The organism is Streptosporangium sp. NPDC020145, from assembly GCF_040631275.1.
Lineage (GTDB): Bacteria > Actinomycetota > Actinomycetes > Streptosporangiales > Streptosporangiaceae > Streptosporangium.
In genome coordinates, this window is record NZ_JBEXZT010000010.1 from 142,435 (window position 1) to 169,363 (window position 26,929).

Below are 26,929 nucleotides of genomic sequence, written 5' to 3' on the forward strand. Positions count from 1 at the left end.
ACGTCGCCCGAGGGTCCCGCGGATCGGGTCCACCGGGCCCTGCGAGCCCCTTCGAGTCCGTCCTCTCCGCCGCCTTTCTCTTCACGGCCCGCCGTACGGGGCTCACCCGTCACGGAGCGGGTCTGGACACCGTCCTCGGCCCCCGCCTCAGGAGGACGGCGACGGCCGGAGCGTAGAGAGGTGGTGCTCTGCGCGATCGTCGGCCTGACGGCGTTCCTCGCGCTCGGGGGCGCCACCGGGCTCGTCGCCGGCGTGACCGGTTCCGCGATCGCGCTGGAGGCCGCGCGAAGGCGGCAGCCGTCCTGGCTCCGTCAGGAGCGCGACCGCGTGATGACCGACCTGCCCCTCGCGGTCGACCTCATGGTCGCCTGCCTGCGCGCCGGACAGCCGATCGCCGGTGCCGTCGACATGACGGCCGGAGCGCTCGGTGGGCCGCTCGGTGACCGGTTGGCGTGGGTGGGCGGGCAACTGAGGCTGGGAGCCGCTCCTGAGGAGGCCTGGCGGGCGCTGTCGGCCGAGGGACCGCTGGCCGCGCTGGCGCGGACGATGAGCCGCGCCACGCTCAGCGGCGCGCCCGTGGCCGACGTTCTCACCAGGCTGGCCGACGACGCCCGCGAGGAGGCCCGTTCCGCCGCCTCGGCCGCTGCCAGGAGGGTCGGTGTTCAGGTCGTCGCCCCGCTGGGGCTCTGCTTCCTGCCCGCCTTCGTCTGCCTGGGCATCGTTCCCGTCGTGGCGGGCCTCGCCGGTGACGTGCTGTTTCCCTGAATCCCCCGATGTTTTCCACAGGGCGCGCTCGCGTCCCCGAGTTATCCACAGAACGCTGTTCGCGGCCCCGGAGCCCGGTCCTCATCGAGAAAGCTGACCTTGACCGGCGCCGGGTGCCCGCCCGGCGACAACCCCGACGACCCTCCCAGGAGGAAACGATGTCCCCGATGGTGTCCCCACCGTCCACCGGCTGTGGCCGCCCCAGGCTGAGGCGGTGGCTTCACGACCGTTGGGCCCGGCTGACCATGCTCACCGGCCGCGACAGAGGCATGTCCACCGCCGAGTACGCCGTCGGCACGATCGCCGCCTGCGCCTTCGCGATGCTCCTTTTCAAGGTGGTGACCAGCCCCGAGGTCCGGCAGATGATCAGCAATCTGATCAAGCGAGCGCTCAACGTGGCCGGATGACCCCCGTGAGATCCGCTGCGTCCCTCCGCCGATCGAGGGGGTCGGTGACCGCGGAGACCGCGGTCGCGCTTCCCGCCCTGGTCATTGTCCTGGCGGTCGCGCTGTGGGCGGTGACGACGGTGGGGGCGCGGCTTGAGTGCGTGGACGCGGCTCGGGCGGGTGCCAGGGCCGCGTCGCGAGGCGAGCCCCTGGAGCGGGTGCGAAGCGTCGTCCTGGCCGCGGCTCCGGCGGGGGCGCGGGTGACGGTGACCCGAGGAGCGGAGACCACCCGGGTGGAGGTGTCCGTGAACGTCGTTCCCGGCTGGGGCGCGTCGCTGCCCGGCGTCACCGTTCACGCGACCGCCGTCTCCATCACCGAGCCGGGTGTGGAACAGCCAGGTGGAACGCCGGAGTGAGGGGGCCGAGCCCCGCGAGGCGAAGCCGGGGCAGGTCGCACGGACGAGACGGCCACACGGTGAAGAAATCGTGGAAGAAGGCGACCAAGCCACGGAGGAAGCACGAAGGAAGGACGGGGGACAGGCATGAGACGACGTGGGCCAGACGGGCGACAGACGAGAAAAGCGACAAGAAACGCTGAAACAGCAGCGAGCCTGACAGGCGGCTCGATAGGCACAACAAGCAGAACAGCAGGAAGATGGCGGGGAGCTGACCGGGGAGGGGCGACGATCTGGATGGCCGGGTTCATGACGTTGGTCCTCATGGCGATGGCCGTGATCATGCTCGCCGGAACGGTCAGGGTCGCCCGGCACCGCGCCATGAGCGCCGCGGATCTGAGTGCCCTCGCCGCCGCACGCCTGGCCTTCGCCGATCCACGACGCGCGTGCGCCCAGGCGGCCTCACTGGCCGAGGGCAACGGGGTGCGGCTCACCCGGTGCTCTGTCAACGGTCACGGGGTCGCCGACGTCCAGGTGACAGTACGGCTCCGCCTGCCCACGTTGGGCCCCCAAACGGTCACAGCCGTCGCCCGTGCCGGACCCGTCCAGCTCACCGTCCCCACAGGAGAGGCCGACGAAGCGGTGAGAGGCCCACCCCCGGAAAGACCCTCCCCTTCGCGAAGATCGGCTGCGCCCGTTCCGGCGATGGATTCCGGGTCCTGACCGACCAGGTGGCTGCACGCGCCGGCCAGGTGCCGCGGTCGTCGGCTACGTGCCGGTGGCGGAGATCCCAGGGGGGTGGTCACCGTCGGCCGACGACGTGAATTTCCCGGTGACCTGCCAAGACGTGCCCGCTCTTCACGCTAGGGTCTGTTCCTTGGATCTTCGCCGTGGTGAGGACCGGCCGGTCGTGCGTGTCGCGAGGGAAGGAGTCCGTAACGGTGCTGTGGGCGGTAAGGGCCTTCCCGGCGTTCACGGCAGGCGCGGAACCGGCGGAACGTCACCGTGGGTGAACCGGCATGGCGGTCGGCGTCTGGCCGACCACGATGGGCGCGAAGATCCGTGAAGCGAACCTGGGGTGACCCAGGGTGACCGCGGTGAACAGCCGGTCAGTAAGGAGAAGACCCATGTGGTGTCGAATGATTGCGAATGCCATGGCGGTTTGATCCTGATGTGTGACGCCGGATGCCCTGGCCAGACGGGCAGGGCATCGGTTACACCAAAAAACAGCGGAACCTCCCCTCCGGCCCCTCCTCTCCGATTCACCCGGCAGAAGGCGAAACGACTGCGCGGATCGCCTGTCTCCTCTCGGGAGCTGTCGCTGAACACCAACCTCATATCGCGGCCGGAGTGAAGAGCTGCCGACAGGGCGCTCCCCACACCACGGTTCGCCACGACGACTGACCCGAACCGGGGAGAGAACACCATGCATGATCAGCCGTGGACCGCTGTGCCCCGTCTGGTGGCCTTCGATCTGGAGGGGACCGGTGGCCAGGACAGGGAGCGGGAAGCGGTCCTGGAAGTGGCCGTCGTCCCGCTGGACGACGGGTGCCCTGACCTTTCGGGCGCCTACCACTCCGTGGTGAACCCCGGCCGCTACATCCCGCCCCACCGGTGGATCTCGCCCGGACTGACCAACGACCTGCTCGGGCTCGCCCCACCGCTGGAGCACATCCGCCCGGAGCTGGTGACCCGTTTGGGCGGTGCCGTCGTCGTCGGCCACAACGTACGTGTCGACGCGCGGCTGTTGGAGTTGTGCTGCCCCGGCATCCGCCTGGCCGGATTGATCGACACGCTCAAGCTCGCCCGGTTTGTCCACCCCCACAACCGGCGGCTGGGGCTGACGGCGCTGTTGGATCACTATGGGCTCACCGAGGAGGTGAACGGGCTGACCGGCAGTGTGCCGCACCGGGCGCTGTGGGACGCGGTGGGAGCCGCCCTGTTGCTGGGAAGTCTGCTGCGAGACATCCCGGGAGGCGTCGACTACACCTTCGCCCAACTGAACACGGCGGCAGGTTTGCCCGACGCGACCGGTGCCGAGGAGAGCAGGTCGCATGAGGACGACCGGTCACAGTTGTTCTAGGGAGCGTTCTTGTTCCGGGGAGCGTCCCGACACGCTCTGGCGATGGTCCCATGAGGTATCGACGGGTGACCTGCCTCGGGCGTCGGCCTCCTGGCCGTTCTCGACCCGGCACGCATGGACCGTCGGCCGTACGGCCCGTGGCGGCCTTCTCCGGCGGGCGGAGAACCTCACGCGGCGCGGGAACGGGAGAGGCGAAACTTCCCGGGAAGTAATTCACATAAAAACGGTTATGTCGGAAGTTTGATTTTATGAAGGGGGTTTTTGTCAGGAACGCATTGACCTTCTCGCCTCGGCCTTCCCGAACTTCCCCTGCCCTCCACCGGGACTCGCGGGGGATCTCCATCTCGCCGGGCTTAGCGGGACTTCGTCAGGCTTCGCGGAGCTTCATGAGGCTTTGCAGAGCTTCATCAGGCCTTGCGGGGTTCAGGTCTCACCCCCACCTCAGCGGGTGCTCCTCGTCGATCATCGTGTACACCCCGGAACCGTCTGCCGGGCCGGAACGAGGGCCAGAACGACGCCCAGAACGACGGACGGAAAGCCCTCGGAGAAGACAGGAGGACACCAGATGACGAGAGCGCCGGTAGCGGAGGTTCGCGAAGCAGTAGGGAAGCGCCGGTTGGATGATTGGCCACCATGGAGATGGAACGTGTTCCCCGGAGTACGCGAAGTCGGCTCTCCGTAGTTCCATTGCCCGAAGAAAAATCCCGCACCCCATGAGCCGTTCTCTCACGTGGTTGAGCCCTCATGTCGATTCCTGACATCAGGCCCCCGTACCAGACCCCGTTACCGATCCCCATGCCGAGATCTCGTACGCGATTTCATGTGGAGCGACAGTGGAGGGATATACGGAACAGGCCTTCCGGCAGGCCCTCGGTTGACGGCCGGGAAACGGAATCAGGAGCCGACCGAGAGCAGAACGGCGAGCATGCGCAGAGCTCCCGCCTTGTCGAGAGGGTCGTTGCCGTTGCCGCACTTGGGAGACTGGATGCACGACGGGCAGCCCCGCTCGCACTCGCACGCCAGGATGGCCTCCCGAGTGGCCGTGAGCCAGTCGACGGCACGGGCGTAGCCACGTTCGGCGAAGCCCGCGCCCCCCTCGTGGCCGTCGTAGACGAAGACGGTGAGCAGGCCGGTGTCGGGGTGCAGTTCGGTCGAGACGCCGCCGATGTCCCAGCGGTCACAGGTCGCGAAGAGCGGCAGCAGGCCGATGGAGGCGTGTTCGGCCGCGTGCGCCGCCCCACCCAGGTCCAGGCCCTCCTGGGCCAGGGAGGCGGTCGCGGAGGCGGGCAGGGTCCACCAGACGGCCCGGGTGCGCAGGGTGCGCGCGGGAAGCTCAAGAGGTTCGTCGCCGAGCAGTTCGCCGCTCTGGGCGCGGCGTTTGACGTAGGAGACGACCTGGCGGGTCACCTCGACCGAGCCGAAGTGGAGTTCCCCCGGGCCGAGCGGGTGGGAGCGGAGCGACTCCAGGACGGAGATGTCGGTGACGTCCCTGGCGAAGGTCGTGTAGTCGGGGCTGCCCTCCTCCACGAGGGCGACCCCGGCGTCGAGGTCCAGCTCCTCCACCAGGAATGTCTCCCCCTGGTGGACGTAGACCGCGCCGGTGTGCACGGAGGTGTGCGCGGAGGCCTCGTCGACGGTGCCGAGCAGCCGCCCCGTCGACGCCTCGACGACCTGTACGGGGGGCCCGCCCGACCCCCTGATGTCGGCGAGGTCGGTCGCCCGTTCCCTTCTGGTCCAGAACCAGCCCGTCGGCCGCTCCCTGAGCAGGCCGTCCGTGACGAGGTCGGCCAGCACCTCCTTCGTGCCCTCCCCGAAGATCTCCAGGTCGTCCTGGGCCAGCGGGATCTCGGCGGCGGCGGCGCACAGGTGGGGCCCGAGCACGTAGGGGTTGCCGGGGTCGAGCACGATCGCCTCGACCGGGCGGCCGAAGAGGGCCTCGGGGTGGTGGACGAGATAGGTGTCCAGCGGGTCGTCCCTGGCGATCAGCACGGCCAGCGCGTCCCGCCCGGCACGGCCCGCCCGGCCGGCCTGCTGCCACAGCGAGGCCCTCGTCCCGGGCCAGCCCGCGATGAGCACGGCGTCCAGTCCGGACACGTCGACGCCGAGTTCCAGCGCGTTGGTCGTCGCGAGCCCGGCGAGCGTTCCCGAACGGAACGCCTTCTCCAGCGAGCGACGGTCGTCGGCGAGATATCCGGCCCGGTAGGCGGCCACCCTGTCGGGCAGGTCCTCCGGTGCCCCGGTGCCGAACACGAGATCCTGGAGCCTGGCCCTGGCGGTCAGGGCGACCGACTCCGCGGCCCTGCGCGAGCGGACGAAGGCGAGTGTGCGAACCTCGGCGGCGACCAGGTCCGCCAGGAGGTCGGCGCTCTCCAACGTGGCCGGGCGCCGCAGCGGGGCGCCCCTCTCGCCCCGCAGGTCGGTCAGGGGCGGCTCCCAGAGGGCGAAGGTGGTCGCGCCCCGGGGAGAGGCGTCCACGGTCACCTCGGCCGTCTGGAGGCCCGTCAGGCGCTCGGCGAAGGCTCCGGGCTCACTGGCGGTCGCGGAGGAGAGCAGGAACACGGGCCGGGCGCCGTGGCGCGCGCAGACCCGGCGCAGGCGCCGCAGGATCTGCGCGACGTGCGAGCCGAACACACCCCGGTAGCCGTGGCACTCGTCGATCACGACCATCCTCAGCCGCCGCCAGAAGGCCGCCCACTGGGCGTGGCGGGGCAGCAGCGAGCGGTGGAGCATGTCGGGGTTGGTCAGGACGTAGTTGGCGTGCTTGCGGACCCACAGCCGTTCCTCGTAGGGGGTGTCGCCGTCGTAGGTGGCCGCGCGCAGCTCGGGGAGGTCCAGCTCGTTCAACGCACGAAGCTGGTCGGCGGCCAGTGCCTTCGTCGGCGTCAGATACAGGACCGTGCCCCCGTCCAGTACGGAGGACAGGGCGGGGACGAGATAGGCCAGGGACTTGCCCGACGCGGTGCCGGTGGCGATGATCACGTTTTGGCCGCGACGTACCAGCTCGGCGGCCTCGACCTGATGCGGCCACAGGCCCGGTATCCCACGGTTCGCCCAGCGCGTAACCAGTCGTTCCTCAACCCAGTCCGGCCAGCCGACCTGGCCGCTCTGACGTGCGGGAACGTGTTCGACGTGGGTCACGCGATCGTGACGTGCGGGAACACGGAGCAGGGCGTCGAGCGCGGAACCCGCTCCGAGGGAGGAGGATGAGGTCGGAGTCACTGGTTTCCAGTCTGGCATCTGTGGGCAGAGTCGCCGGGAATCGTGATTTCGTATAGACACTGAGCGTACGCATGGTTGAATGCCGCGCGTCGGGGCTTGTCGTCTGGGGGCCACCCGGTCCCGGGAGTCACGCCTGAATCGGTACTTTCGCAGGCAAGGCGCTGGAGGATCTGTGGATCTGAAGTTGGACCACCATTCCGAGGACCGTCTCACCATCGTTGAGGTCGAGGGTGAGATCGATGTCTACACCGCGCCCAGATTGCGTGAGCTCCTGATCGACCTGGTCAACAAGGGAAACTTCCACCTTCTCGTGAACATGGAGAAGGTCGACTTCCTCGACTCGACGGGCCTTGGTGTCCTGGTCGGCGGGCTCAAGCGCGTTCGGGCGCACGACGGCTCACTGGAGTTGGTCTGCACCCAGGAGCGCATCCTGAAGATCTTCCGGATCACCGGACTGACCAAGGTCTTCGGGATCTACGCCTCGGTTGAGGAGGCCAAGGAAGCTCACGGCTCAGACAAGTAATCATGGCTACCGTCGAGCTGACGTTCAGCGCCCTTCCGGCCCATGTGCGTACGGCACGCCTGGTCGCCACGGCGATCGCCAGGCGCACCGGGGTGGAGGAGTCGCTGCTGGACGAGGTACGGCTCGCAGTCGGTGAGGCGTGTTCCCGGGCTGTCGAGGCACATCGTCTCCATTGTCCGGGAGAGCCGATCCGCATCGAGCTACGTGATGATCTCGGGCGGTTCGAGGTCACCGTCACGGATGCGGCCCCGAGCGACGAGCTGGAGCAGGAGCAGGTCTCGTTAGGTTTCGAGGACCCGCTCGTGCAACTTCCCGACACCCTGATGTCCGGTTTCGGCATCGCGGTCATCGTGGGGCTGGCCGACGACGTCCAGGTCTATCCGAGCCAGAAGGGCATGTGCATCCGCATGAGCTGGCCCGCCACGGCCAACGGCCTGTCCGCGGTCTGACCGTCCGCACCCCCCACGACCCGCTCCCGGTCCGGACATGATCCGGACACGGGACCGGCGAGCGGCTCCCCAGCGTGATCTGACAGCGTGAACACCCCGGCAGCCGGGCGCGTCCTCCAGGGCGCGTCCGGCTGTCTGTTTGGGGGGGTCGAAGCGGGGCAAACATAACTTTGATACGTGCAGACCGAAACAGGCGTGAAGGCTGGCGAAGAACCTCCTGCCCCGATTTGAGTCTCCTGTTAACCATGGGAGTCGGGAAGGATTACTGACCCTGTCATCAAATGGCCACGCGCGGAGGCTTCATATCGGCGTCCTCGCTGCGTAGACTCCCGGCACCGGCCAAGGTTTGTCCTTCGGAAACGGCTCGTAGGAGGGCTGAGTTCCGTGGGAGGTCTGCGGACGCAACCGGAAGCGGCATTGCCAACCACCCCGGATGCGCGCCGCTCCCACTGCCGATCATCTATCGCGGCGCAGTCCGGGCAGGACGTGTTCCCGTCTTGCCAAGGAGAGTCGGATGCCTGTGCTCGATCTCGCCGCTGCTGCAGAGCCAGCGGTTTCCCTGAGCGGTTCTCACTTCAACATCGTGATCGCTGTGGCCGTCGTGGCCCTGATAGCACTCGCCGTGGCGGCCGTGCTGGTCCGGGAGGTGCTCGCTGCCAGCCAAGGCACCGAGCGCATGCGGAACATCGCGCGCGCCGTACAGGAAGGGGCTTCCGCGTATTTGACGCGGCAGTTCAGGACCCTGGCGTTGTTCGTGGTCCTCATTCCCTTCCTGCTCTACCTGCTTCCCGCGGACTCGACCGGAGTGGCCGTCGGCCGTTCCGTTTTCTTCGTGGTCGGCGCGGTCTTCTCCGCGCTGACCGGCTTCGTCGGCATGTGGCTCGCGGTCCGGGGGAACGTCCGGGTCGCCGCGGCCGCCCGTGAGTCCGGCGAGAAGGTCGCCATGCGGATCGCCTTCCGCACCGGCGGCGTGGCCGGCATGATCACCGTCGGCCTCGGCCTGCTCGGCGCCGCCATCGTCGTGATCGTCTACGGCGGCGAGGCCCCGGCGGTTCTTGAGGGCTTCGGCTTCGGCGCCGCGCTGCTGGCCATGTTCATGAGGGTCGGCGGCGGCATCTTCACCAAGGCGGCCGACGTCGGCGCCGACCTGGTCGGCAAGGTCGAGCAGGGCATCCCGGAGGACGACCCGCGCAACGCCGCGACCATCGCCGACAACGTGGGCGACAACGTCGGTGACTGCGCGGGCATGGCGGCCGACCTGTTCGAGTCGTACGCGGTCATGCTGGTGGCCAGCCTCATCCTCGGCAAGGTGGCCTTCGGCACGGAGGGCCTGGTCTTCCCGCTGGTCGTGCCCATGATCGGTGTGCTCACCGCCATCATCGGCATCTTCACCACCGCCCCCCGCAAGGGTGACCGCAACGGGATGGCGGCGATCAACCGGGGCTTCTTCATCTCCGCGGCCATCTCCGCCGTCCTGGTCGCCGTCGCGGCCTACCTGTACCTGCCCAGCAGCTTCTCCGCGCTGAGCGGGGTCGACCCGCAGATCGCCGCGATCACCACCGACCCCCGTCTGATCGCCATCGGCGCGGTGCTCATCGGTCTGGTGCTGGCCAGCGCCATCCAGATCCTCACCGGCTACTTCACCGAGACCAACCGGCGTCCGGTCAAGGACATCGGGGAGAGCGCCCGCACCGGTCCCGCGACCGTCATCCTGTCCGGCATCAGCGTCGGCCTTGAGTCGGCGGTCTACTCGGCGCTGGTCATCGGCGCCGCCGTCTACGGGGCGTTCCTGCTCGGCTTCGGCAACGTCACCGTCGCCCTGTTCGCCGTCGCGCTCGCCGGAACCGGCCTGCTGACCACGGTCGGCGTGATCGTGTCGATGGACACCTTCGGCCCGGTCTCCGACAACGCCCAGGGCATCGCCGAGATGTCCGGCGACGTCGAGGGGGAGGGCGCCAGGGTGCTCACCTCGCTCGACGCGGTCGGCAACACCACCAAGGCCATCACCAAGGGCATCGCGATCGCGACCGCCGTACTCGCCGCGACGGCCCTGTTCGGCGCGTTCAGGACAGCGGTCGAGACCCAGCTCAGCTCGGCGAGTCAGGCGGTGAAGGACGCGCTCGGCTCGTTCAGCGTGTTCAACCTGAGTGTCGACTCGCCGAACGTGCTCGTCGGCCTGGTCGTCGGCGCGGCGGTGGTGTTCATGTTCTCCGGTCTGGCGATCATGGCGGTCGGCAGGGCCGCCGGACGGGTGGTCTTCGAGGTCCGCGAGCAGTTCCGCACCAAGCCGGGCATCATGGCGGGCACCGAGCTGCCCGACTACGGCAGGGTCGTGGACATCTGCACCCGTGACTCGCTGCGGGAGCTGGCCACGCCGGGTCTGCTGGCCGTACTCACCCCGATCGCCGTCGGTTTCGCCCTCGGCTACCCCTCGCTGGGCGCCTTCCTCGCCGGTGCCATCGCCTGTGGCACGCTGATGGCGGTGTTCCTGGCCAACTCGGGCGGCGCCTGGGACAACGCGAAGAAGCTGGTCGAGGACGGTCACTACGGAGGCAAGGGCTCCTCCGCCCACGAGGCGACCGTCATCGGCGACACCGTCGGAGACCCGTTCAAGGACACCGCGGGACCGGCGATCAACCCGCTGCTCAAGGTGATGAACCTGGTGGCGCTGCTGATCGCCCCGGCCGTGGTGATCTACGCCGACAACGTCGCGCTGCGGACCGGGATCGCCCTGGTCGCGGTGGCCATCGTCGTCGGCGCCGTCGTGGTCTCCAAGCGCCGGTCGGCGAGCATCTCCCCGACCGAGGACAACCACGTGGACCGTACGCGGGAGCCGGTCACCAGCTGACGGGCGAACCGGTGTGAAGGGGTGCACGGTCCTCGTGCACCCCTTTTCCCGTACATGAGCCCATCGGTGTGTGCGGGACCCCACGGTGGAAGACTGATCCGTATGGAACAGCAGCCCTCCGGAGGAGGCAGAGCGCTCGTGTTCATCCTGTTGGCGATGGTCGTGGTCTTCGCGGCGATCGCGGGCACGGCGATGTGGGCGTCGAGATGAGCGCCGGGACGAACGGGGCGAACGGGGCACGGACGCTGGTCGTCCTCAGGCACGCGAAGGCGGCGCACATCCCCGGGCTGGCCGACAGGGAGCGGCCTCTCACCGAGCGCGGGCGCCGCGACGCGGACCGGGTGGCGCGGGTGCTCGCCGACCTGGGTGTCCAGCCCGACCTGGTGCTCTGCTCGCCGTCCGTGCGTACCAGGCAGACCGCCGAGCTGGCGCTGCCGGGCACGGACGTCGTCTACGAGTCCGAGATCTACGAGGCCTACGCCGACGAGCTGCTCGCCCTCCTGAGGCGTGGCGACCCCGAGGTCCGCACGCTGGTCCTGGTCGGTCACAACCCCGGTGTCCACGAGCTGGTCCAGCTGCTCACCACAAGAGACGACGAGGGCTTCCCGCCCGGCGCGTTCGCGGTCATCGAGACCGACGACGAGTGGTCCGGCCTCGACGCCGGGCGTGCCGTCGCGCGCTGGAGCCCCAAGGAGCAGTAGGGGAACACGGGGTGGCATGCGCAGGATCGCCGGGGCGCTACGCGGTGACTTCGCGGTCGCCGCGCGTCCCGCGTGGGGGTACGGCCTGCTGTGCGCCGTGGCCATCTGCCTGCCGCTGGTCGCCGGGGTTCTGACCGGCCACGTCCGCGAGGGCGCGACGGCTGCCCTGGGCGGTTATCTCACCGTCTTCGGCGACGCCCCCGGCCTGCCGTACGGGGAGAGGGCGCGCAAGCTGTTGCGGACCGCGTTCATGGCCACGCTCGGGGTGGGACTCGGGCAGCTGATCCAGCCGTGGCCGTGGCTCGCGGCCGTCGTGATCGGCCTGGTCGCCGCGGCGGGGGCGGTCTGGCCGGTGATCAGCGTCCCGGCCGTGCTGGCGGTGGCCCTGACCTACTTCGCGCCCTCCGGGGCCGGTCTGCCTGCCCGTATGGCGATCACCGCGGCGGGCGGTCTGCTGATCACGGCGCTGGTCCTGGTGCTGTGGCCGGTGCGCCGTCTCCAACCGCTCCGCACGGCCTTCGAGGAGGCCGGTACGGCGCTGGCCGACCTTCTGGTCGCGGCGGGACGCGCCCCCCTGTCCGACGAGAGCTGGGAGTCGCTGCGGCGGCGGGCCGTCACGACCCACGACGCCGCGGCCAGGGCCTTCTCCCTCTACCGGGTGTCGCAGGAGGACGACCGGGCCCTCGAACGGCTGCTGACGACCCTGGACCGGATCTTCCGCGAGACCATCGCGCTGCGGGTGCTGCGGGCGGCCGCCGTACAGGAGGATCCGGACGGCCGGTGGGCCGAGGAGCTGGACGAGACGACCGAGGCGCTGGCCCACGCGCTGCGGGAGGCGGTCACCCTCGGTGGCCAGGCCGCGGCCCCGGAGGCCATGGACGCGGTCGGGCGCTTCGCCGACCTGAACGAGGAGGTCCGCAGGGCCGCCCACGCCAGGAGGACACCGCTGCCCGCGGCCGTGCTGCTCGGGCAGATCCGCCGCTGCCTTGACCGCGTCGGTACGGCGGTGCGGTCGATCTCCCAGCAGGCGGAGGAGGCGGTCGAGGTCGGCCCGCGCCTGCCCAGGTTCACCCGGCCCCGCCTGCCCGTCCTGTCGACCGGTCACCACCCCGTACGGCTCGGCCTGGCGGTGACCCTGGCGATGGCGTTGATGCTGCTGGCCCACGAGCACTACGCCAAGTGGTTCGTGGTGACCGTGCTGGTCAGCCTCCGTCCCGCCTACCGGGACACGGTCGACCGGGTGACGCTGCGGGTGGTCGGCACCGCGGTCGGGGCGGCCGGGGCGGCCGTCGTGCTCGCGGTCGCGCCGGGCCACACGTACCTGATCGTGTTCATCGGGGTGTGCGCCCTGCTGGGGTTCGCGTTCAGGGGGGTCAGCTACGGCTACTGGACGATGTTCGCCACACCCCTGTCGCTGATGCTGTCGGACTTCACGCTGCCGCTGGACTGGGGAGCGGCGGCGGCCAGGGTGACGCTCACGGTCGCGGGCGGGGCGCTGGCACTGGTCGTCGCGCGGCTGCTGTGGCCGAGGGGGCACCGGGCCAGCCTGACCGGCAGGATCGTGGACACCCTCGAACGGCACGCGACGCTGGTGCGCTCGCTGGTCGACCGGGACCCGAAGGCGGTTCTGGAGCGGATCTCCGACGCCTCGGAGGCTGCCCGGCTGCTCGGCGACTCCCTCGACCGGCTGGACAAGGAGCCGGGCGGAAGCGCCCCGCAACGGCTCAGGGACGCCGTGACGGCCGCCAGACGGCTGCGGGACAACGCGCTGGCGCTGCTGGCCGTACCGGCGCCGGTCGAGGAGTCGGGGCCGACGGTCACCCTCCTGGACATGGTCGCCGACCGGCTTGAGGACGTCGCGGAGGCGGTCAGGACGGGTCGGCCGCTGACCAGGGCGGACGATCTCGACCGGGTGCTCGACGAGCTGGGCGCCCAGGTCGACCGGCTGACCGAGCGCCGTCTCGGCGAGGTGGACGAGGGGGCGGCGGACCGGATGACCGGTGTGCGGCGAGGCGTCATGCACGCCGTCGCCGCGCGGCCCGCCCTGAGGGGGCTCGGCGCCGAGGCGCTCGGACTGGCCTCGTTCACCGCCCCGCGCACCTGAACGGCCGGCTCAGGCGGTCACGACGCCGTCCTCGGCGTCGGCGGCCTCGACCTCGGCGCGGGGGATGCCCAGCAGGTAGAGGATCGCGTCGAGGTAGGGCACGTTGACCGCGGTGTCGGCGGCCTGGCGGACCACCGGCTTGGCGTTGAACGCGATGCCGAGTCCGGCGGCCGCGATCATGTCCAGGTCGTTGGCGCCGTCGCCGATGGCCACGGTCTGACTGATCGGGATGCCCGCCTCACGCGCGAAGCGTTCGAGAGCCCGCGCCTTGCCGGGACGGTCGACGATCTCGCCGACGACCCGGCCGGTCAGCACGCCGTCCACGACCTCAAGGGTGTTGGCCGCCGAGTAGTCGATGCCGAGGTCCTCGACGAGGGCGTCGGTGAGCTGGGTGAAGCCGCCGCTGACGATCGCGAAGCGGTAGTCGAGCCGCTTGAGCGTACGCACCAGCGTGCGGGCGCCGGGGGTCAGCACGAGCTCCTTGCGGACCTTCTCGAAGGTCTCCTCGCGCAGACCGGCCAGCAGGGCGACCCGGCGGCGCAGCGACTCGGCGAAGTCGAGCTCCCCGCGCATCGCCTCCTCGGTGACCCTGGCGACCTCCTCAAGGCAGCCCGCGTGCGCGGCCAGCAGCTCGATCACCTCGGCCTGGATGAGCGTGGAGTCGACGTCCATCACGATCAGCCGCTTGGCCCTGCGGTGCAGGCCGCTGCGCTGTACGGCCACGTCGACCTGCTGGGCGGCGGCCTCGACGGCCAGTTCGGCGCGGAGGGTGTCGGGGTCGGCCCCGGAGACGGCCAGCTCGAAGCAGGTCACCGGGTAGTTCGACAACCGCTCGATCCGGTCGATGTTGGCGCCCGCGGCCGCGATCCGGCCTGAGATGCCCGCCATCGCGGCCGGCTGCAGGGGTGAGCCGAGAACGGTCACGTGCAACCGTCCGCGCCTGCGCTTCTCCTGCAGGTCCGAGCCGGTGGACAGCTCGACCTCAAGGCCCAGGTCCCCGGCGGTCCGCTCGACGGCGGTCCACAGGGCACCGAGCGTTCCGCCGGTCCCGGTGGGGGTGTCGCCCGAGTAGGCGACGAGGACGCCGAGGGTGAGCCTGCCGCGGATGACGACCTGTTCGACGTCGGCGACGACTATGGGAAAGCCGGACAGGACGGAGAAGAGCCGCGAGGTTACCCCTGGGCGGTCCGGTCCGGACAACGTGATCAGAAGCGTGCGCTGGTTCATCGGTATCTACGCTACTTGGCCCCCAAAACGATCGTGAATGCGGTTCATCATCCGGACGCCTGACGTTCTCGGCGACCTCCCGTCACACGTCATCTGGCCCTGCCTTCATATGGTCATGACGACCATCCCCGCCCGGCAGCGGGCCACCCGTTACGCCGTCGGATACACCGTCGGGCTGGCCGAGACCGCCGCCGACATGCGGGAGGCGCAACGCCTGCGTCACCAGGTGTTCGCCGAGGAGATGGGCGCTCGGCTGGACACCCCCATAACCGGTCTCGACGTCGACCCCCTCGACGCCTACGGCGACCACCTCCTCGTACGGCACGGCGAGGGCGGCGAGGTCGTGGGGACCCACCGGCTGCTGTCCCCGCGCAGGGCCGACCGGCTGTACGCGGACTCGACCTTCGACCTGCGCCCGCTGGCCGGGGTCAGGCCGGACATGGTCGAGGCCGCCAGGGCCTGCGTGCGGCCCGACCACCGCTGCGGGGCCGTGATCGGGCTGATGTGGGCGGCCATCGCGCGTTACGTGGTAGCCGGGGGCCACCGGTGGGTCGCGGGGTGCTGCTCGGTCCCGGTCTCCGGGGTCACCGGGGTCGCCGAGGTCATGCGGAGGCTTCCGCTGTGCCCTCCCGAGTACCGCGTCACCCCGCGCCTGCCCTGGCGCGGCACCAGGAGGCGGGGCACGGGGACGGCGACGGTCCCCGCTCCGCTCAGGGGCTACGCGAGGCTGGGTGCCTGGGTCTGCGGGCCGCCCGCGCACAACCCCGACCTCGGCACCGCGGACTTCTTCGTGCTGCTGTCGATGGCGAACCTGAACCCGCGTTACCGGCGGCACTTCCTGGGAGCCCCGGCATGATCGTGTGGTCCCCCGAGGCGCCGTGCCGGTCGGGCACCTGCCTGACGCCCCAGGGCCCGAAGGTCGGTCCGCCACTGCGGGCGCTGCGCCTGGTCGCGGTCTCGCTGGTCGTCCTCACGGGCGCGCTGCTCGCCCTGCCGGTCAGGCTCCTCGGTACGGCGGGCCGCGCCCGGCTGGCGAGCGTGTGGTCCAGGCTCGCGCTGTGGGCCCTCGGCGTCCGGGTCGCGGCCAGGCCGGGCTTCGCCTTCCTCGCGGGTTCCGCGGCAGGGCCGCGCGCCCTGCCCGTCTCCGGGGTCGCGCCGCTGATCGTGTCCAACCACGTGTCGTGGCTCGACCCGCTCGTCATGATGGCCGTCGTGCCGTGCCGTGTGCTCGCCAGACGGGAGGTCCGTGGCTGGCCGCTGGTCGGGGAGATGGCCGTCGGCGCGGGGGCGGTGCTCATGGACGGGGAGAGGCCGTCCAGGCTGCCCGAGGCGGTCGCCGGGGTGGCCAGGGCACTGGGGGAGGGGGACCCGGTCGCGGCCTTCCCCGAGGGGACCAGGTGGTGCGGCAGGGAGATGGGGGTGTTCAGGCGCGCGGTGTTCCAGGCGGCACTGGACGCGGGGGCGCCGGTCAGGCCGGTCGCGATGAGGTATCTGGGACCCGGCGGGACCCCGGCCGTGGAGGCCGCCTACCTGGGCGACGACTCGCTCGCCGCCTCGGTCCTGCGGGTCGCCGGGCTGCGCGGGCTGACCGTCGAGGTGACGTTGCTGCCGCCGGTCCAGGCCCGCGACCGCAGGTCGCTGGCGTGGGCCGCGGAGTCGTCGATCGCCTCGGTGGTGATCGCGCCGACCGCTCACGGAGCCCGGGTGGCCGCCTGATCCTCCCCGGGAGGTTCGGCCGCCGGCGTGCCCAGGGGCGCGGACGGGCGCCGTGGTTCACGGACCCCGCCCTCACCGGGATCGTGGCGCGTCCACACGGTCACCGCGCCCCAGCGCTCGATCCGGCTGCCTGGCGGGGGCTTCTGGGCCACCACGACGCCGTCCATGACCGGTTGAGGGCTGTCGGGGTCCGGCCCCTGCAGAAGCACCCCGGCGTCGTGCCCGGCCAGCCAGGCGTTCAACGCCTGACTTCCGCAGAAGTCAGGAACCACCACGAAGTCAGCCAAGTCTTCTCACCCGTGCCGAGAGTACGCCGAGGAAATCGGATGCGCAGCCCCCACAGGGTTTCGGCCGGCCGGCCTACGGCCGTAACCCGGGGTTTTCGCGGTGGCGAAGGGCGGGCATGCCCGGCGGACTTCCGGAGATTCATGACTTCGAGGTTTTCCGGGGCCGGTGATCCATGCGGAGGCGGCGAGCGTGGGGTATCCGAAAGGTAAGAGCACCCTGGCTGATTGGGAGGTGTGGGGCTGAGGTGGCTCAGGGGACACTCGTTCCGTCACGCATAGGAAGTGACTCGTTACACTCCGTTAATGTTCGGCCGGTGTGACCGGTGCCGTTTCCGGCGGCTGGGAGGCGGTCCGATCGGTCGCCGGCCGGGAAAGGTGATGCATCCGTGCGATCCATACGCCGGATCGGCGCCCTGGCCGCCGCGCTGCCCATCGCGCTGCCCGCCGTGGCCGCGCTGGCTCCCGCCGCCTGCGCCGACCCTCCGGTCTCCTACGTCGGTTCCCGGACCAGTTCGCAGTTCTCCTCCTCGCCCTGGGCGACCGACTCGACCGAGTGGGCCGTTCCGCCGAGTGGGGTCGTCCCCGACCTCGTCTCGGGCGGCCCCTCGGTGGTCCTGGTCACCTTCGCGGCGGAGGGCCGTTGTGTCGCGTCCTCCGGTGCGGGGGCCTGTGAGGTCGCGATCGAGGTCGGCGGGCAGCGAACCCGTCCGCGCACCGTGAAGGGCGCGCCCGACACCGTCTGGCGGAAGAGCGGGTGGGGGAAGCGCGTGCTCAGCCGTACCGTCTGTGTCCCCTACCAGGAGTCTCTCCGTGACCTCGGAGTAAGGGTCCTGGCCAGGAGTTCGGCGGAGGCCAGGTTCGAGCTGCGCAACCGGCAGCTGAAGGTCGAGCGCCGGGCTCCGGTGCGGGAGGACGGCTGTTCCTGAGGTTCCCGCGTTGCGCACAGGTTTGCGTACACCGTAAGCTTACGACGTACGCAAACCTGTGCGTGTGAACCGAGGAGTGCCGCACCATGACCGCCGCCGCGATCGTCGTTCCGTTCGTCTGGCTCGCCTGGCTGATCCTGACCGAGTGGGTGCCGATGTTCCCGCTCAACGACCTGGCCCCGGGCAATCTCAGGAACCGGCTGATCGCGGCGTCGGTGAACTACCCGATCCCCCTGCTGATCGCCGGGGGAGTCGCCCTGCACCGGACCTGGTCACTGGTCGCGGCCACCGTCCTGTGCTGCCTGATCATCGTCGGCCACGTCCAGAGCTGGTGGCTGCCCTACTTCGGCGTCAGCTCCGCCGCCCAGCGGGAGCTCTACCGGACCGACTACGCCCGCACCCTGAAGGTCCTGCCGACCGAGGGGCGTGACGTCGTCATCGACGTCCAGCACATGGTGGTCGGCGCGCTCTCCGTGGTGATGCTGGCCACCACGCTCACCGCTACCCTGACCGGGTGACCCAGACAGCCCGTCGCCGAAGCCAGGGAGGCGGCCGTGGAGGCAGGCCCGCCACGCTCACTCCCGAGCGCGTCGTCGCCGCGGCGGTCGAGATCCTGGACGCCGAGGGTCTTGAGGCCCTGACCATGCGCCGTCTCGGCGCGCACCTGGGCGTGGCCGCGATGTCCCTGTACCGCCACGTCCCCAACCGCGACGCCCTGCTCGCCGAGGTCGTCACCCACCTGTTCTCCGAGGCCGTGATCGAACTCGGCCCCGAGGAGCCCTGGCACGAGGCGCTGACCCGTTTGGCCGTGGCCTATCGCGGGACGCTGCTGGCCCACCCGCACGCCGTACCCCTGCTGGCCACCCACCCCGTCGACACCGACAGGGGGCTGGTGCTGCTGGCCGGGCTGCTGGGGCGCTTCGAGGACTCGGGGATCGGCGAGCAGGACGCCCTGACCGCCGTGCAGTCCGTCGCGGTCTACGTCCTGGGTCACGCCCTGGCCCAGGTCGGCACCCCGTCCGGTACGGCCTCGACCACAGCCACCGACCCCGCCGCGGCCGTGTTCTACGACCGGTGGTTCGAGGCGGGGCTGGCGGCCATGGTCTCCGGGTTCGAGAGGCGGTTCGCCGGAGACCGGTGAGACGACCGGCCCGGCTCTGGGGTGCGGAAGGCACGGCGCGGCGGCAGGAGAGCGGTCCGCGCAGATCCGTGTGGACGTGTTCCGGCTACCGGGGTCCGAGATAGGCGATGACGGCCGCGACCCTGCGGTGGGTGTCGGGGCTGTTCTCCAGGGCCAGCTTCATGAAGATCGAGTTCACGTGCTTCTCGATGGCGGAGACCGACAGGTGCAGGGCGCGGGCGATGCCGCCGTTCGACAGGCCGTGCGCCATCTCCCTGAGCACGTCCAGCTCGCGGGGGGTCAGCTCGGCGGGTGGCGGGCTGTCCCTGACGCCGCGTTTGGCCAGCAGGCCCTCGACCACCTTGGGGTCGATCACCGAACCGCCCGCGGCCACCGAGCGGATCGCGCCGAGCAGCTCGTCGATGTCGCCGACCCGGTCCTTGAGCAGGTAGGCGCGGCCCTCGGTGCCGTCCCTGAACAGGTCGAGCGCGAACAGCGCGTCGGAGAACTGGGAGAGCACCACGACCCCGATGTCCCGCGAGGCCGCCCTGATCCGGTGGGCGGCGTCGATGCCCTCCATGCCGGGCCGTACGAGGTCGGGGGAGCCGGGCATCCGGATGTCGGTCACCACCACGTCGGGGCGCAGCCGCCTGGCGGCGTCCAGCAGGTCGTCGGCGGTGCCCACGGCCGCGACCACGCCGATCTCACCCGAGGCCTCAAGCAGTCTGCGGGTGCCCTCGCGCACCAGGTAGTGGTCCTCGGCCAGGACGACCCTCAGCTCGGTCATCGAAACTCCTTAAGCGTGGAAACCCGGTCCTTCAGGGTCGGGAGGAAACGCGGCGCGGCGCCGCAGGGCTCGATGATGTGTTCGGTGGCGGCGATAACCAAGCCGCTACCTGCACGATCGGCTCCATCCTCGCCGCCGGGCCGGTGGAGAGGTGAAACGCCTGCGGAGCTGGTGTAAGACCCCAACGAAAGATCCTTTTCGGGCGGGCGACCGGCGGTGAAACAGGAAACCCTGCGGGCGACCGTGGGAATCCCTCCCTTCAGGGAGGGGAGGAGGTCAAAAGGAGATCCTGCCTGGTGGGCGGGCACGTCGTACATGGGGATGTCCACACAGCCGTGTGGACGGGGGCCCGGAACGCGACGGACCCCCGTCCGGTGGACGGGGGTCCGGGAGTGCCTGATCGCGGCTAGCGCAGGATGCGGGTCCTGACCTTGACGTACTTCAGGTCGACGCCGGCGTCGATGCCGTGGATGTTCAGGGTGTCGATGCCGCCCGCGGGGACGTCGATGGAGGCCGTGGCGAACTCGGCCGTCGCGGTGCCCCGGGCGCTTCCCCTGAGCCACACCTTCACCTTGATGGTCGCGGTCCTGCCGGGCCGCAGTCTGTCGAGCAGGCAGCCGACCTCGCGCCCGTCGGCCTCGCAGTAGGAACCGGAGGGGCCGGTGATCTGGACGCGACGCGCCTGCTTGGGGACGTAGCCCCCGACGTAGGCGATGTCGGTCGGCCAGCTGCCCACGTTCCTGGTCTTGAGCGTGTAGACGATCGTGTCACCCGCCCACGCCCTGCGCGGGTAGTAGGCGGTCAGCTTCAGCGGGGAGAGCGGGGGAGAGGCGAGGGCTCCCGCGGAGGCTCCCACGGAGGCCACGGTGGGTGGCGTCACGGCGGCGTTCGCGCTCTGCGGGACGAACAGCAGGCCCCCGGCCATGGCTGTGGCGGCGAAGGCGATAAGGTGCCGGCGCATTTCATACTCCAGTCGGAAATTTGGTTTCCCGTTTTGTTCGCTGGAGCAAGCATGCGGTGTCCCACTTGAGAACCTCTTGCGGATGACTGACTCACCCGAGAATGAGGTGAATGTCGCCGAACTCGTGCCAGAGATAACCCTCTTTGAGCGCCTCCGCGTACGACCGTACGAGCAAATCCTCCCCGGCGATCGCCGACAGCATCAGCAGATGGCTGGAGCGCGGTTCGTGCAGGCCGGTGATCAGCCCGTTCACCACCCGCGTCCCCGAGGAGGGGGTGACCAGGTGCGAGGTCCAGCCGCGTGCCGCCCGCACCCCGCCCTTTACAGGGCCCTCTAGAGAGCCCTCTAGAGGGCCCTCCCCGGCGCCTTCCATGGGGCCGTCCGCCAGGCCCGCCGTCTCCAGCGCCCTGACCACGGTGGTGCCGACCGCGATCACCCGTCTGCCCGAGGCCCTGGTGAACTCCACCTGGCGTGCCGTGGCCTCCGGCACCTCGAAGCGCTCGGGATAGGGCGGTTCGTCCCGTTCCGGGGAGGCCACACCGGTGTGCAGGGTGATCGGCGCCACCCCGATCCCGTGCGTCACCAGGCGGGTCACCAGTTCGGTGGTGAACGGCCGTCCCGCGCTGGGCATCTCCGCGCTGCCTGGCCGTACCCCGAAGACGGTCTGGTAGTGCGACAGCGGCCAGTCCCTGCCCACGTAGGAGTAGCGGATCGGCACGCCGTACCGGTGCAGGTAGGCGGGGACGTCACGGTCCAGCACGGCGCGCCACAGCCGGGGCGTGTGCCGTTCCAGCAGCCGCAGCGTCGCGCCCCCCGGCAGCGGCAGCCACTCCCCGGCGGCCCCACCCCGGTACGGCTCGCCCGCGGGCTCGTCCCCCGAAGCCCCCGAGCCCCCAGCCCCCGAGCCCCCAGCCCCCGAGCCCCCCGAAGTCCCCAGGACCCCTGGGATCTTCGGGTCGCGGGGCACGCCACGGCGGCGTAGTTCGACCAGCCACGTCCCGTCCTCGTGCTCCGTCGAGAAGTGCACCGCGAGCCGGTCGAGCCGTACCGCGGCGGGCAGCGTGGCCGAGTCGTTGACCACCAGCAGGTCCCCGGGGCGCAGCAGACCGGGCAGGTCGGTGAACCTGTGGTGGCCGATCTCCCCCGTACGGCCCCGCGAGACCAGCAGCCGCACCTCGTCACGAGCCAGCCCCCGTGCCTCCGGTGGCTCGTGCGCCTCAAGTTCGGGAGGAAGCGTGAAGTCCGCGGCCAGGGCGTTCACCGGACCCCGATCCGTCCGCTCGCCGGGCGCTCCTCGATCAGCCGCCGCAGGGCCGCCGCGCTCCTGTCCGGCCCGGGGGCCGTCCCCGCCTCCTCGGCGCCGACCGCCGCCGCGAGCATGGCCGTGTTCATCTCCCCCGGATCGACCCACCAGACCGTGACGTCCGGCTCCTCCACGGCCAGCACGTTGGACAGCTGTTCGAGCGCGGCCTTCGTCGCCCCGTAACCGCCCCAGCCCGCGTACGCCTCGACCGCGGCGTCGGAGGAGATGTTGACGACCGCGCCGCCGCTGCGCCTCAACGAGGGCAGCGTCGCCTGGATCAGCGCGAGCGGCGCCAGCGTGTTGACCAGGAACAGCTCCCTGAGCTCGTCGAGGGGGTAGTCGGCCAGCGAGGGCAGCGGGAGCGCCCCGAGCCCCGAGGCGCTGTTGACCAACAGGTCGAGTCCGTCCCGTACGGCCAGCGCCAGCCGTTCCCGGTGGGCCGGGTCGGCGACGTCCCCGGCGACGGCGAGGGCGCCCTCGCCGAGTTCGGCGGCGGCGGATTCGAGCGCGTCCGCGCCCCGCGCGGTGAGGACGAGCCGCCAGCCGTCGGCGGCCAGCGAACGGGCCAGCTCCAGGCCGAGACCACGGGAGGCGCCGGTGATGAGTGCCGTCTTCGTCATGCCTCGACGGTAGGAACCGGAAGGCGCCGTCCGCATCGGCCGAGGGACCGGGCTGAAGGTCCTAGGACCTGCGGCCCAGAGGCTCCGCCCGGTGAGCACCTAGAGTTTCACCGTGGAGAGTGTGGGAGACGACCGGGACGCGGTGCTGCACGCGGTCAGTTCCGCCGTCCTTGCGGTGACCAGGCACCTGTCCGTCAGGGAGGTGCTCCAGGTCATCGTGCGTTCGGCGAGGCGGCTGCTGGACGCCCGTTACGCCGCGCTCGGCGTACCCGACGACGAGGGCGCCTTCGCCGAGTTCGTCGCCGAGGGCATCTCGGACGAGGAGTGGGACGCGATCGGGCCGATGCCCCGTCAGCACGGCATGCTCGGCGCGATGTTGCGCGAGGGCGCGCCGGTCAGGCTGGCCGACATCCGCAGGGACCACCGCTTCGAGTACTGGCCGAGGGCGCATCCGGTGCTCAAGGACTTCCTCGGGGTGCCGATCCGCGACGGCGAGGCGGTGCTGGGCATCATCTTCCTGTCCAACAAACGTTCGCCGGGCGGCTTCACCGAGGCGGACCAGGACCTGCTCACCATGTTCGCCGCGCACGCCGCGATCGCCCTCACCAACGCGCGCCTCTACGAACGCGGCAGGGAGCTCGCGCTGGTCGAGGAGCGCACCCGGATGGCCAGGGAACTGCACGACGCCGTGACCCAGAAGCTCTTCTCCCTCAGGCTCACCGCCCAGGCGGCCTCCTCGCTGGTGCGCCGCGACCCCGACCGGGCACTCGGCGAGCTGGAGCGGGTCGAACGGCTCGCCGGGGAGGCGCTCGCCGAGCTGCGCGCGGTGATCGTCGAGCTGCGTCCCGCCGAACTCGACCGGCACGGCCTGGCCGAGACGCTCCGCAAGCACGTCCGCCTGCTCGACCGGCTGCACCCGGCGTCGTTCACGTTCGAGGAGAGGCCGGTGTGCGAGCTGGACCCGGCGACCGAGGCCGCCGTGCTGCGGGTGGCCCAGGAGGCCCTGCACAACGCCTCCCGGCACGCCGGGGCCGTCGCCGTCGCCGTACGGCTCGGCTGTGAGGCGGGCAGGGTGGTCCTTGAGGTGCGCGACGACGGGACGGGCTTCGACGTGGCCGCCGCGACGGGCCGCGGCCTGGGCATCGCCTCGATGGAGGACAGGGCGCACGCCCTGGGCGGGGACGTGCTCGTCAGGTCGGCCCCGGGAGAGGGGACGCTGGTGCGAATGGAGGTGCCGGTGTGATCCGGGTGCTCATCGCGGACGACCACCCCGTGGTCAGGCAGGGTCTGCGGACCTTCCTCGCGCTGCAGGACGACCTCGACGTGGTGGGGGAGGCCGCGGACGGCGCCGAGGCCGTCGCGTTGACGGAGTCGCTCAACCCGGACGTGCTGCTGCTCGACCTGAAGATGCCGGTCCTGGACGGCCACGGCACGCTGCTGCGGCTCAGGGAGCTTGGCCTGTCCCCCCGGGTGCTGGTGCTGACCTCGGTCGGCGACCGCCAGGACGTCGCCCCGGCCATCAGGGCGGGCGCGACCGGGTTCCTCTACAAGGACGTCGATCCCGCCGCGCTCGTCCAGGCCATCCGCGCGGTCAGCGGCGGGCAGGTGCTGCTGGCGGCCGAGGCGGCCGAGGCGATGCTGACGACCCCCGGTGCCGTGCCCCCGCGCACGGTCCCGGCCCCGACGCCCTCGCTCACCGAACGTGAGCGTGAGGTCTTGGCGCTGATCGCCTCGGGCCGCTCCAACCGCGAGATCGCCCGTGAGCTGACCGTGGCCGAGAAGACCGTCAAGACCCACGTCTCCAACGTGCTGATGAAGCTCGGCGTCCAGGACCGCACCCAGGCCGCCCTCTACGCGGTACGGCACGGCCTGGCCTGAGAGGCCCTGGGGCCGGGGGATCAGACCAGTTCGGAGATGGCGTGGTGGGCGGCCACGCGGGCCCGCCGTACGGCACGGTCGAGGGCGCGCAGCGCCTGGGCCCTGACCGCGACCTGGCCGGAGGTGAGGCCCCGCTCGTCGGCGATCCTGAGCACCGCGGTGAGCCGGGCGGCCAGGGCGGCGACGCGGTGGGCACGGGCGGGGTAGCCCGGCGCCAGGCCGTCGTCGAGGGGCTGGGTGTTCCGGTGCCCCTGGGCGGGCCCGCCGACCCCCGTCAGGGCGTCCGTGGCCTCGCGCATCGCCATGGTCAGGGCGTGCTCGGCCTCCGCCAGGGAGGGAATGTCCGGAATGTTAATGCTGGCCTCAAGCACGCTCCAGCGCACCCCGGCGTACGATGAGCCGCGGCGGTCCCTTGCGGGGACCAGGCCCAGGCATCTACCGGGGAAAACGGCTGTCGCCGCCTGCCCGGCCTCGATCGCCGCGGAGTTGAAGGAGGGCGGTCCGGTGAGACCGAGCGGGTCGCCCGCGACGGGAAGCGCCAGGCGCAGCGAACGCATGCCCTCGACCCGCAGGTCGGCGAGGAATCCGCGCAGGGAGACGTCGCCCGTCTCCCCGGCGACGAGTTGGGGGCCGGCCTGTCGCTCCACCCGGTCGGCGGCCTCGTCGAGGCCGACCTGTCCGGTGAGCCAGGCGTTGCCCCAGCAGACCAAGGTGGCCGAGATCTGTGAATCAGGGTGCACCGATCCACGATATGCGCTTGCCCTGCAATAGGTTTTGTTCGAGCGATACTCAAGGAGGCGTGAGGGATGGGCGGTCAGGTGCTTCGGCTACAGGACGTCACCGTCCGCAGGGACGGGGCGGCCCTGCTGCGGGACATCGACTGGACCGTTCACGAGGACGAGCGGTGGGTCGTCATCGGTCCCAACGGCGCCGGGAAGACGACGCTGTTGCAGGTCGCCGGGACGATGCTGTTCCCGGCCGAGGGCGTCGTCGAGATCCTTGGAGAACGGCTCGGCCAGACGGACGTGTTCGACCTGCGGCCCCGGATCGGCCTGGCGAGCGCGGCGCTCGCCGAGAAGGTCCCGCCGGACGAGAAGGTCATCGACCTGGTGCTCACCGCGTCGTACGCGATCCTCGGGCGCTGGACGGAGGAGTACGACTCCAACGACGTCACCAGGGCCGTCGAGCTGATCGACCAGCTCGGCTGCGCCCATCTGATCAGGCGCAGGTTCAACACCCTGTCGGAGGGTGAGCGCAAGAGGGTGCAGATCGCCAGGGCGCTCATGCCCGACCCCGAGCTGCTGCTGCTGGACGAGCCGGCCGCGGGCCTGGACCTCGGCGGCAGGGAGGACCTGGTCCGCCGTCTCTCGGTGCTGGCCAACGACCCGAAGGCGCCGACCATGGTGCTGGTCACCCATCACGTCGAGGAGGTGCCCAGCGGTTTCACCCACGCGCTGCTGCTGCGGCACGGCTCGATCGTCGCGCAGGGGCCGATGGATCAGGTGATGACCGCGGAGAACCTCTCGCGCACCTTCGCCGTTCCGCTCACCCTGGAACGCGGCCAAGGCGACCGGTGGTACGCCCGCGCCTACCAGTTCTGAAAGCTGTTTACGCTGTTCAGAGGTCGGTAACGCGAAAACCAAATACCATTCCGAATGAGAGAGATCCACTTGACTCGACCGTCCGGAGTGGCTCATGGAAACGCTTCTTGTCACGCTCGCCGCGGTGGCCGTCGCAGGTTTCGTCCTTTTTAAGGCGATTCACATCATCCCTCAGGCCACCGCGGGGGTAGTGGAGCGCCTCGGGCGCTACCATCGGACGCTCTCCCCAGGCCTGAATCTCGTGCTCCCCTTCGTCGACCGCCTCAAGCGTACGGTCGACCTGCGCGAACAGGTCGTGTCCTTCCCTCCGCAACCCGTGGTGACCTCGGACAACCTCGTCGTCTCCGTCGACACGGTCGTGCACCTGCGGGTCGTCGACGCCAAGGCCGCCACCTACGAGGTCTCCGACTTCCTGACCGGGGTCGAGCAACTCACCGTGACCACTCTGCGTAACGTGATCGGCGACATGGAGCTCGAACGGGTGCTGACCTCCCGAGACGAGATCAACACCGAGCTGCGCGTGGCGCTCGACGGCGCGGGCAACTGGGGGATCAAGGTCGGCAGGGTCAGGCTCAAGGCCATCCAGCCCTCCGCCGAGATCCAGGAGTCGATGGAGCGCCAGATCCGCGCCGACCGGGACAGGAAGGCGGCCCTGCTCGCGGCCGACGGACAGAAGCAGGCGGCCATCCTCAGCGCGGAGGGGCTCAAGCAGGCCGCGGTGCTCAAGGCACGTGGCGAGGCGGAGGCCGTGGTGCTCAGGGCCCAGGCCGACGCCGAGGCCAAGGCGGTGCGGGCGAAGGGCGAGGCGGACGCGATCGGCATGGTCTTCCGCGCGATCCACGACGGCAAGCCCGACCAGAGGCTCCTCGCCTACCAGTACCTCAGGACCCTTCCCGAGATCGCCAAGGGCGACGCGAACAAGGTTTGGATCGTTCCATCCGAAATGGCCAAGGCCGTGGAGAACCTCGGCGGCCTGTTCTCGACCAAGGAGAAGACCGCCGAGGAGACCGGCTGACGGCCGTCCGGGGGC

At 70.6% G+C, this 26,929-nt stretch carries 27 protein-coding genes; 19 read left to right on the forward strand and 8 right to left on the reverse strand.

The genetic code is table 11. The annotated features are described in order from the left end of the window. Nucleotides 1-180 precede the first annotated feature (180 nt). The 5 genes from ABZ463_RS20450 (at nucleotide 181) to ABZ463_RS20470 (ending at nucleotide 3,629) form a co-directional block, all read left to right on the forward strand. Nucleotides 181-765, forward strand: coding sequence for a type II secretion system F family protein (locus ABZ463_RS20450; protein ID WP_362777944.1), 585 nt, complete (start codon nucleotides 181-183; stop codon nucleotides 763-765). Between the two features lie 158 nt (nucleotides 766-923). Beyond that, entirely contained in the window at nucleotides 924-1,172 is a 249-nt protein-coding gene (locus ABZ463_RS20455) for a DUF4244 domain-containing protein (RefSeq protein WP_352010997.1), read from the forward strand. A 44-nt stretch (nucleotides 1,173-1,216) separates the two neighbouring features. Further along, entirely contained in the window at nucleotides 1,217-1,567 is a 351-nt protein-coding gene (locus tag ABZ463_RS20460; protein ID WP_352010996.1) for a TadE family type IV pilus minor pilin, read from the forward strand. A 126-nt stretch (nucleotides 1,568-1,693) separates the two neighbouring features. Then, nucleotides 1,694-2,269, forward strand: coding sequence for an Rv3654c family TadE-like protein (locus ABZ463_RS20465; protein WP_362777947.1), 576 nt, complete (start codon nucleotides 1,694-1,696; stop codon nucleotides 2,267-2,269). A gap of 703 nt (nucleotides 2,270-2,972) precedes the next feature. Then, nucleotides 2,973-3,629 (forward strand): 3'-5' exonuclease, encoded by a 657-nt coding sequence (locus ABZ463_RS20470; RefSeq protein WP_362777949.1) that lies wholly within the window; start codon nucleotides 2,973-2,975, stop codon nucleotides 3,627-3,629. Between the two features lie 894 nt (nucleotides 3,630-4,523). On the opposite strand, the gene ABZ463_RS20475 is transcribed toward ABZ463_RS20470, so the two are convergent. Continuing rightward, nucleotides 4,524-6,866, reverse strand: coding sequence for a DEAD/DEAH box helicase (locus tag ABZ463_RS20475; protein WP_362777952.1), 2,343 nt, complete (start codon nucleotides 6,864-6,866; stop codon nucleotides 4,524-4,526). A 154-nt stretch (nucleotides 6,867-7,020) separates the two neighbouring features. Here ABZ463_RS20475 and ABZ463_RS20480 point away from each other — a divergent pair, with 154 nt between their 5' ends. The 5 genes from ABZ463_RS20480 (at nucleotide 7,021) to ABZ463_RS20500 (ending at nucleotide 13,473) form a co-directional block, all read left to right on the forward strand. After that, complete coding sequence (locus ABZ463_RS20480; protein WP_184711921.1) at nucleotides 7,021-7,371, forward strand: STAS domain-containing protein; 351 nt, start codon at nucleotides 7,021-7,023, stop codon at nucleotides 7,369-7,371. Nucleotides 7,372-7,373: 2 nt separating this feature from the next. Further along, a complete protein-coding gene (locus ABZ463_RS20485; RefSeq protein WP_352010992.1) occupies nucleotides 7,374-7,820 on the forward strand; it encodes an ATP-binding protein in 447 nt (148 codons plus the stop codon). Between the two features lie 514 nt (nucleotides 7,821-8,334). Next, a complete protein-coding gene (locus tag ABZ463_RS20490) occupies nucleotides 8,335-10,668 on the forward strand; it encodes a sodium-translocating pyrophosphatase (protein WP_362777956.1) in 2,334 nt (777 codons plus the stop codon). 206 nt (nucleotides 10,669-10,874) lie between these two features. Continuing rightward, nucleotides 10,875-11,369 carry a histidine phosphatase family protein gene (locus ABZ463_RS20495; protein WP_362777959.1) on the forward strand — a complete coding sequence of 165 codons (495 nt, stop codon included), beginning with the start codon at nucleotides 10,875-10,877 and terminating at the stop codon, nucleotides 11,367-11,369. A 16-nt stretch (nucleotides 11,370-11,385) separates the two neighbouring features. Then, a complete protein-coding gene (locus ABZ463_RS20500) occupies nucleotides 11,386-13,473 on the forward strand; it encodes an FUSC family protein (protein ID WP_362777961.1) in 2,088 nt (695 codons plus the stop codon). Between the two features lie 9 nt (nucleotides 13,474-13,482). Here the strand turns inward: ABZ463_RS20500 and serB are convergent, their stop codons facing one another. Beyond that, nucleotides 13,483-14,700 carry a phosphoserine phosphatase SerB gene (serB, locus tag ABZ463_RS20505; protein ID WP_352010988.1) on the reverse strand — a complete coding sequence of 406 codons (1,218 nt, stop codon included), beginning with the start codon at nucleotides 14,698-14,700 and terminating at the stop codon, nucleotides 13,483-13,485. 115 nt (nucleotides 14,701-14,815) lie between these two features. Here serB and ABZ463_RS20510 point away from each other — a divergent pair, with 115 nt between their 5' ends. Beyond that, on the forward strand, nucleotides 14,816-15,556 hold the full coding sequence (locus ABZ463_RS20510) for a GNAT family N-acyltransferase (RefSeq protein ID WP_362777964.1): 741 nt from the start codon (nucleotides 14,816-14,818) through the stop codon (nucleotides 15,554-15,556). Next, nucleotides 15,553-16,416 carry a lysophospholipid acyltransferase family protein gene (locus tag ABZ463_RS20515; protein WP_362777966.1) on the forward strand — a complete coding sequence of 288 codons (864 nt, stop codon included), beginning with the start codon at nucleotides 15,553-15,555 and terminating at the stop codon, nucleotides 16,414-16,416. Before ABZ463_RS20510 ends, ABZ463_RS20515 begins: the two co-directional genes overlap by 4 nt. Here the strand turns inward: ABZ463_RS20515 and ABZ463_RS20520 are convergent. Then, a complete protein-coding gene (locus ABZ463_RS20520; RefSeq protein ID WP_362777968.1) occupies nucleotides 16,392-16,703 on the reverse strand; it encodes a PASTA domain-containing protein in 312 nt (103 codons plus the stop codon). The two genes, ABZ463_RS20515 and ABZ463_RS20520, sit on opposite strands and share 25 nt — an antisense overlap. A 386-nt stretch (nucleotides 16,704-17,089) precedes the next feature. On the opposite strand from ABZ463_RS20520, the gene ABZ463_RS20525 reads away from it, so the two are divergent. From ABZ463_RS20525 to ABZ463_RS20535, 3 genes are all read left to right on the forward strand, one after another. Then, nucleotides 17,090-17,629, forward strand: a complete 540-nt coding sequence (locus ABZ463_RS20525) for a hypothetical protein (RefSeq protein ID WP_362777970.1) — start codon at nucleotides 17,090-17,092, stop codon at nucleotides 17,627-17,629. Nucleotides 17,630-17,715: 86 nt separating this feature from the next. Next, nucleotides 17,716-18,147, forward strand: a complete 432-nt coding sequence (locus tag ABZ463_RS20530; protein ID WP_352010983.1) for a hypothetical protein — start codon at nucleotides 17,716-17,718, stop codon at nucleotides 18,145-18,147. After that, nucleotides 18,144-18,770 (forward strand): TetR/AcrR family transcriptional regulator C-terminal domain-containing protein, encoded by a 627-nt coding sequence (locus tag ABZ463_RS20535; protein ID WP_362777973.1) that lies wholly within the window; start codon nucleotides 18,144-18,146, stop codon nucleotides 18,768-18,770. The genes ABZ463_RS20530 and ABZ463_RS20535 overlap by 4 nt, the downstream gene beginning before the upstream one ends. A gap of 85 nt (nucleotides 18,771-18,855) precedes the next feature. Here the strand turns inward: ABZ463_RS20535 and ABZ463_RS20540 are convergent, their stop codons facing one another. From ABZ463_RS20540 to ABZ463_RS20555, 4 genes are all read right to left on the reverse strand, one after another. After that, on the reverse strand, nucleotides 18,856-19,536 hold the full coding sequence (locus tag ABZ463_RS20540) for a response regulator transcription factor (RefSeq protein WP_352010981.1): 681 nt from the start codon (nucleotides 19,534-19,536) through the stop codon (nucleotides 18,856-18,858). A 406-nt stretch (nucleotides 19,537-19,942) separates the two neighbouring features. Continuing rightward, nucleotides 19,943-20,497 carry a hypothetical protein gene (locus tag ABZ463_RS20545; RefSeq protein WP_352010980.1) on the reverse strand — a complete coding sequence of 185 codons (555 nt, stop codon included), beginning with the start codon at nucleotides 20,495-20,497 and terminating at the stop codon, nucleotides 19,943-19,945. A 91-nt stretch (nucleotides 20,498-20,588) separates the two neighbouring features. Next, complete coding sequence (locus ABZ463_RS20550) at nucleotides 20,589-21,758, reverse strand: S-adenosylmethionine:tRNA ribosyltransferase-isomerase (protein ID WP_362777977.1); 1,170 nt, start codon at nucleotides 21,756-21,758, stop codon at nucleotides 20,589-20,591. Then, the gene (locus ABZ463_RS20555; RefSeq protein ID WP_362777979.1) at nucleotides 21,755-22,420 is read right to left on the reverse strand and encodes an SDR family oxidoreductase; all 666 of its coding nucleotides are present in this window, start codon (nucleotides 22,418-22,420) and stop codon (nucleotides 21,755-21,757) included. The genes ABZ463_RS20550 and ABZ463_RS20555 overlap by 4 nt, the downstream gene beginning before the upstream one ends. A 112-nt stretch (nucleotides 22,421-22,532) precedes the next feature. Here ABZ463_RS20555 and ABZ463_RS20560 point away from each other — a divergent pair, with 112 nt between their 5' ends. Both ABZ463_RS20560 and ABZ463_RS20565 read left to right on the forward strand, forming a co-directional pair. Then, a complete protein-coding gene (locus ABZ463_RS20560; RefSeq protein WP_352010977.1) occupies nucleotides 22,533-23,663 on the forward strand; it encodes a GAF domain-containing sensor histidine kinase in 1,131 nt (376 codons plus the stop codon). Continuing rightward, nucleotides 23,660-24,298 (forward strand): response regulator transcription factor, encoded by a 639-nt coding sequence (locus ABZ463_RS20565; protein ID WP_352010976.1) that lies wholly within the window; start codon nucleotides 23,660-23,662, stop codon nucleotides 24,296-24,298. The genes ABZ463_RS20560 and ABZ463_RS20565 overlap by 4 nt, the downstream gene beginning before the upstream one ends. Before the next feature lie 20 nt (nucleotides 24,299-24,318). Here ABZ463_RS20565 and ABZ463_RS20570 read toward each other — a convergent pair whose 3' ends face one another. Beyond that, entirely contained in the window at nucleotides 24,319-25,038 is a 720-nt protein-coding gene (locus tag ABZ463_RS20570) for a hypothetical protein (protein WP_352010975.1), read from the reverse strand. Between the two features lie 66 nt (nucleotides 25,039-25,104). On the opposite strand from ABZ463_RS20570, the gene ABZ463_RS20575 reads away from it, so the two are divergent. Both ABZ463_RS20575 and ABZ463_RS20580 read left to right on the forward strand, forming a co-directional pair. Continuing rightward, nucleotides 25,105-25,899 (forward strand): ABC transporter ATP-binding protein, encoded by a 795-nt coding sequence (locus tag ABZ463_RS20575; protein WP_352010974.1) that lies wholly within the window; start codon nucleotides 25,105-25,107, stop codon nucleotides 25,897-25,899. A 94-nt stretch (nucleotides 25,900-25,993) separates the two neighbouring features. Beyond that, complete coding sequence (locus ABZ463_RS20580) at nucleotides 25,994-26,914, forward strand: SPFH domain-containing protein (RefSeq protein WP_352010973.1); 921 nt, start codon at nucleotides 25,994-25,996, stop codon at nucleotides 26,912-26,914. The last annotated feature ends 15 nt before the right edge of the window (nucleotides 26,915-26,929 follow it).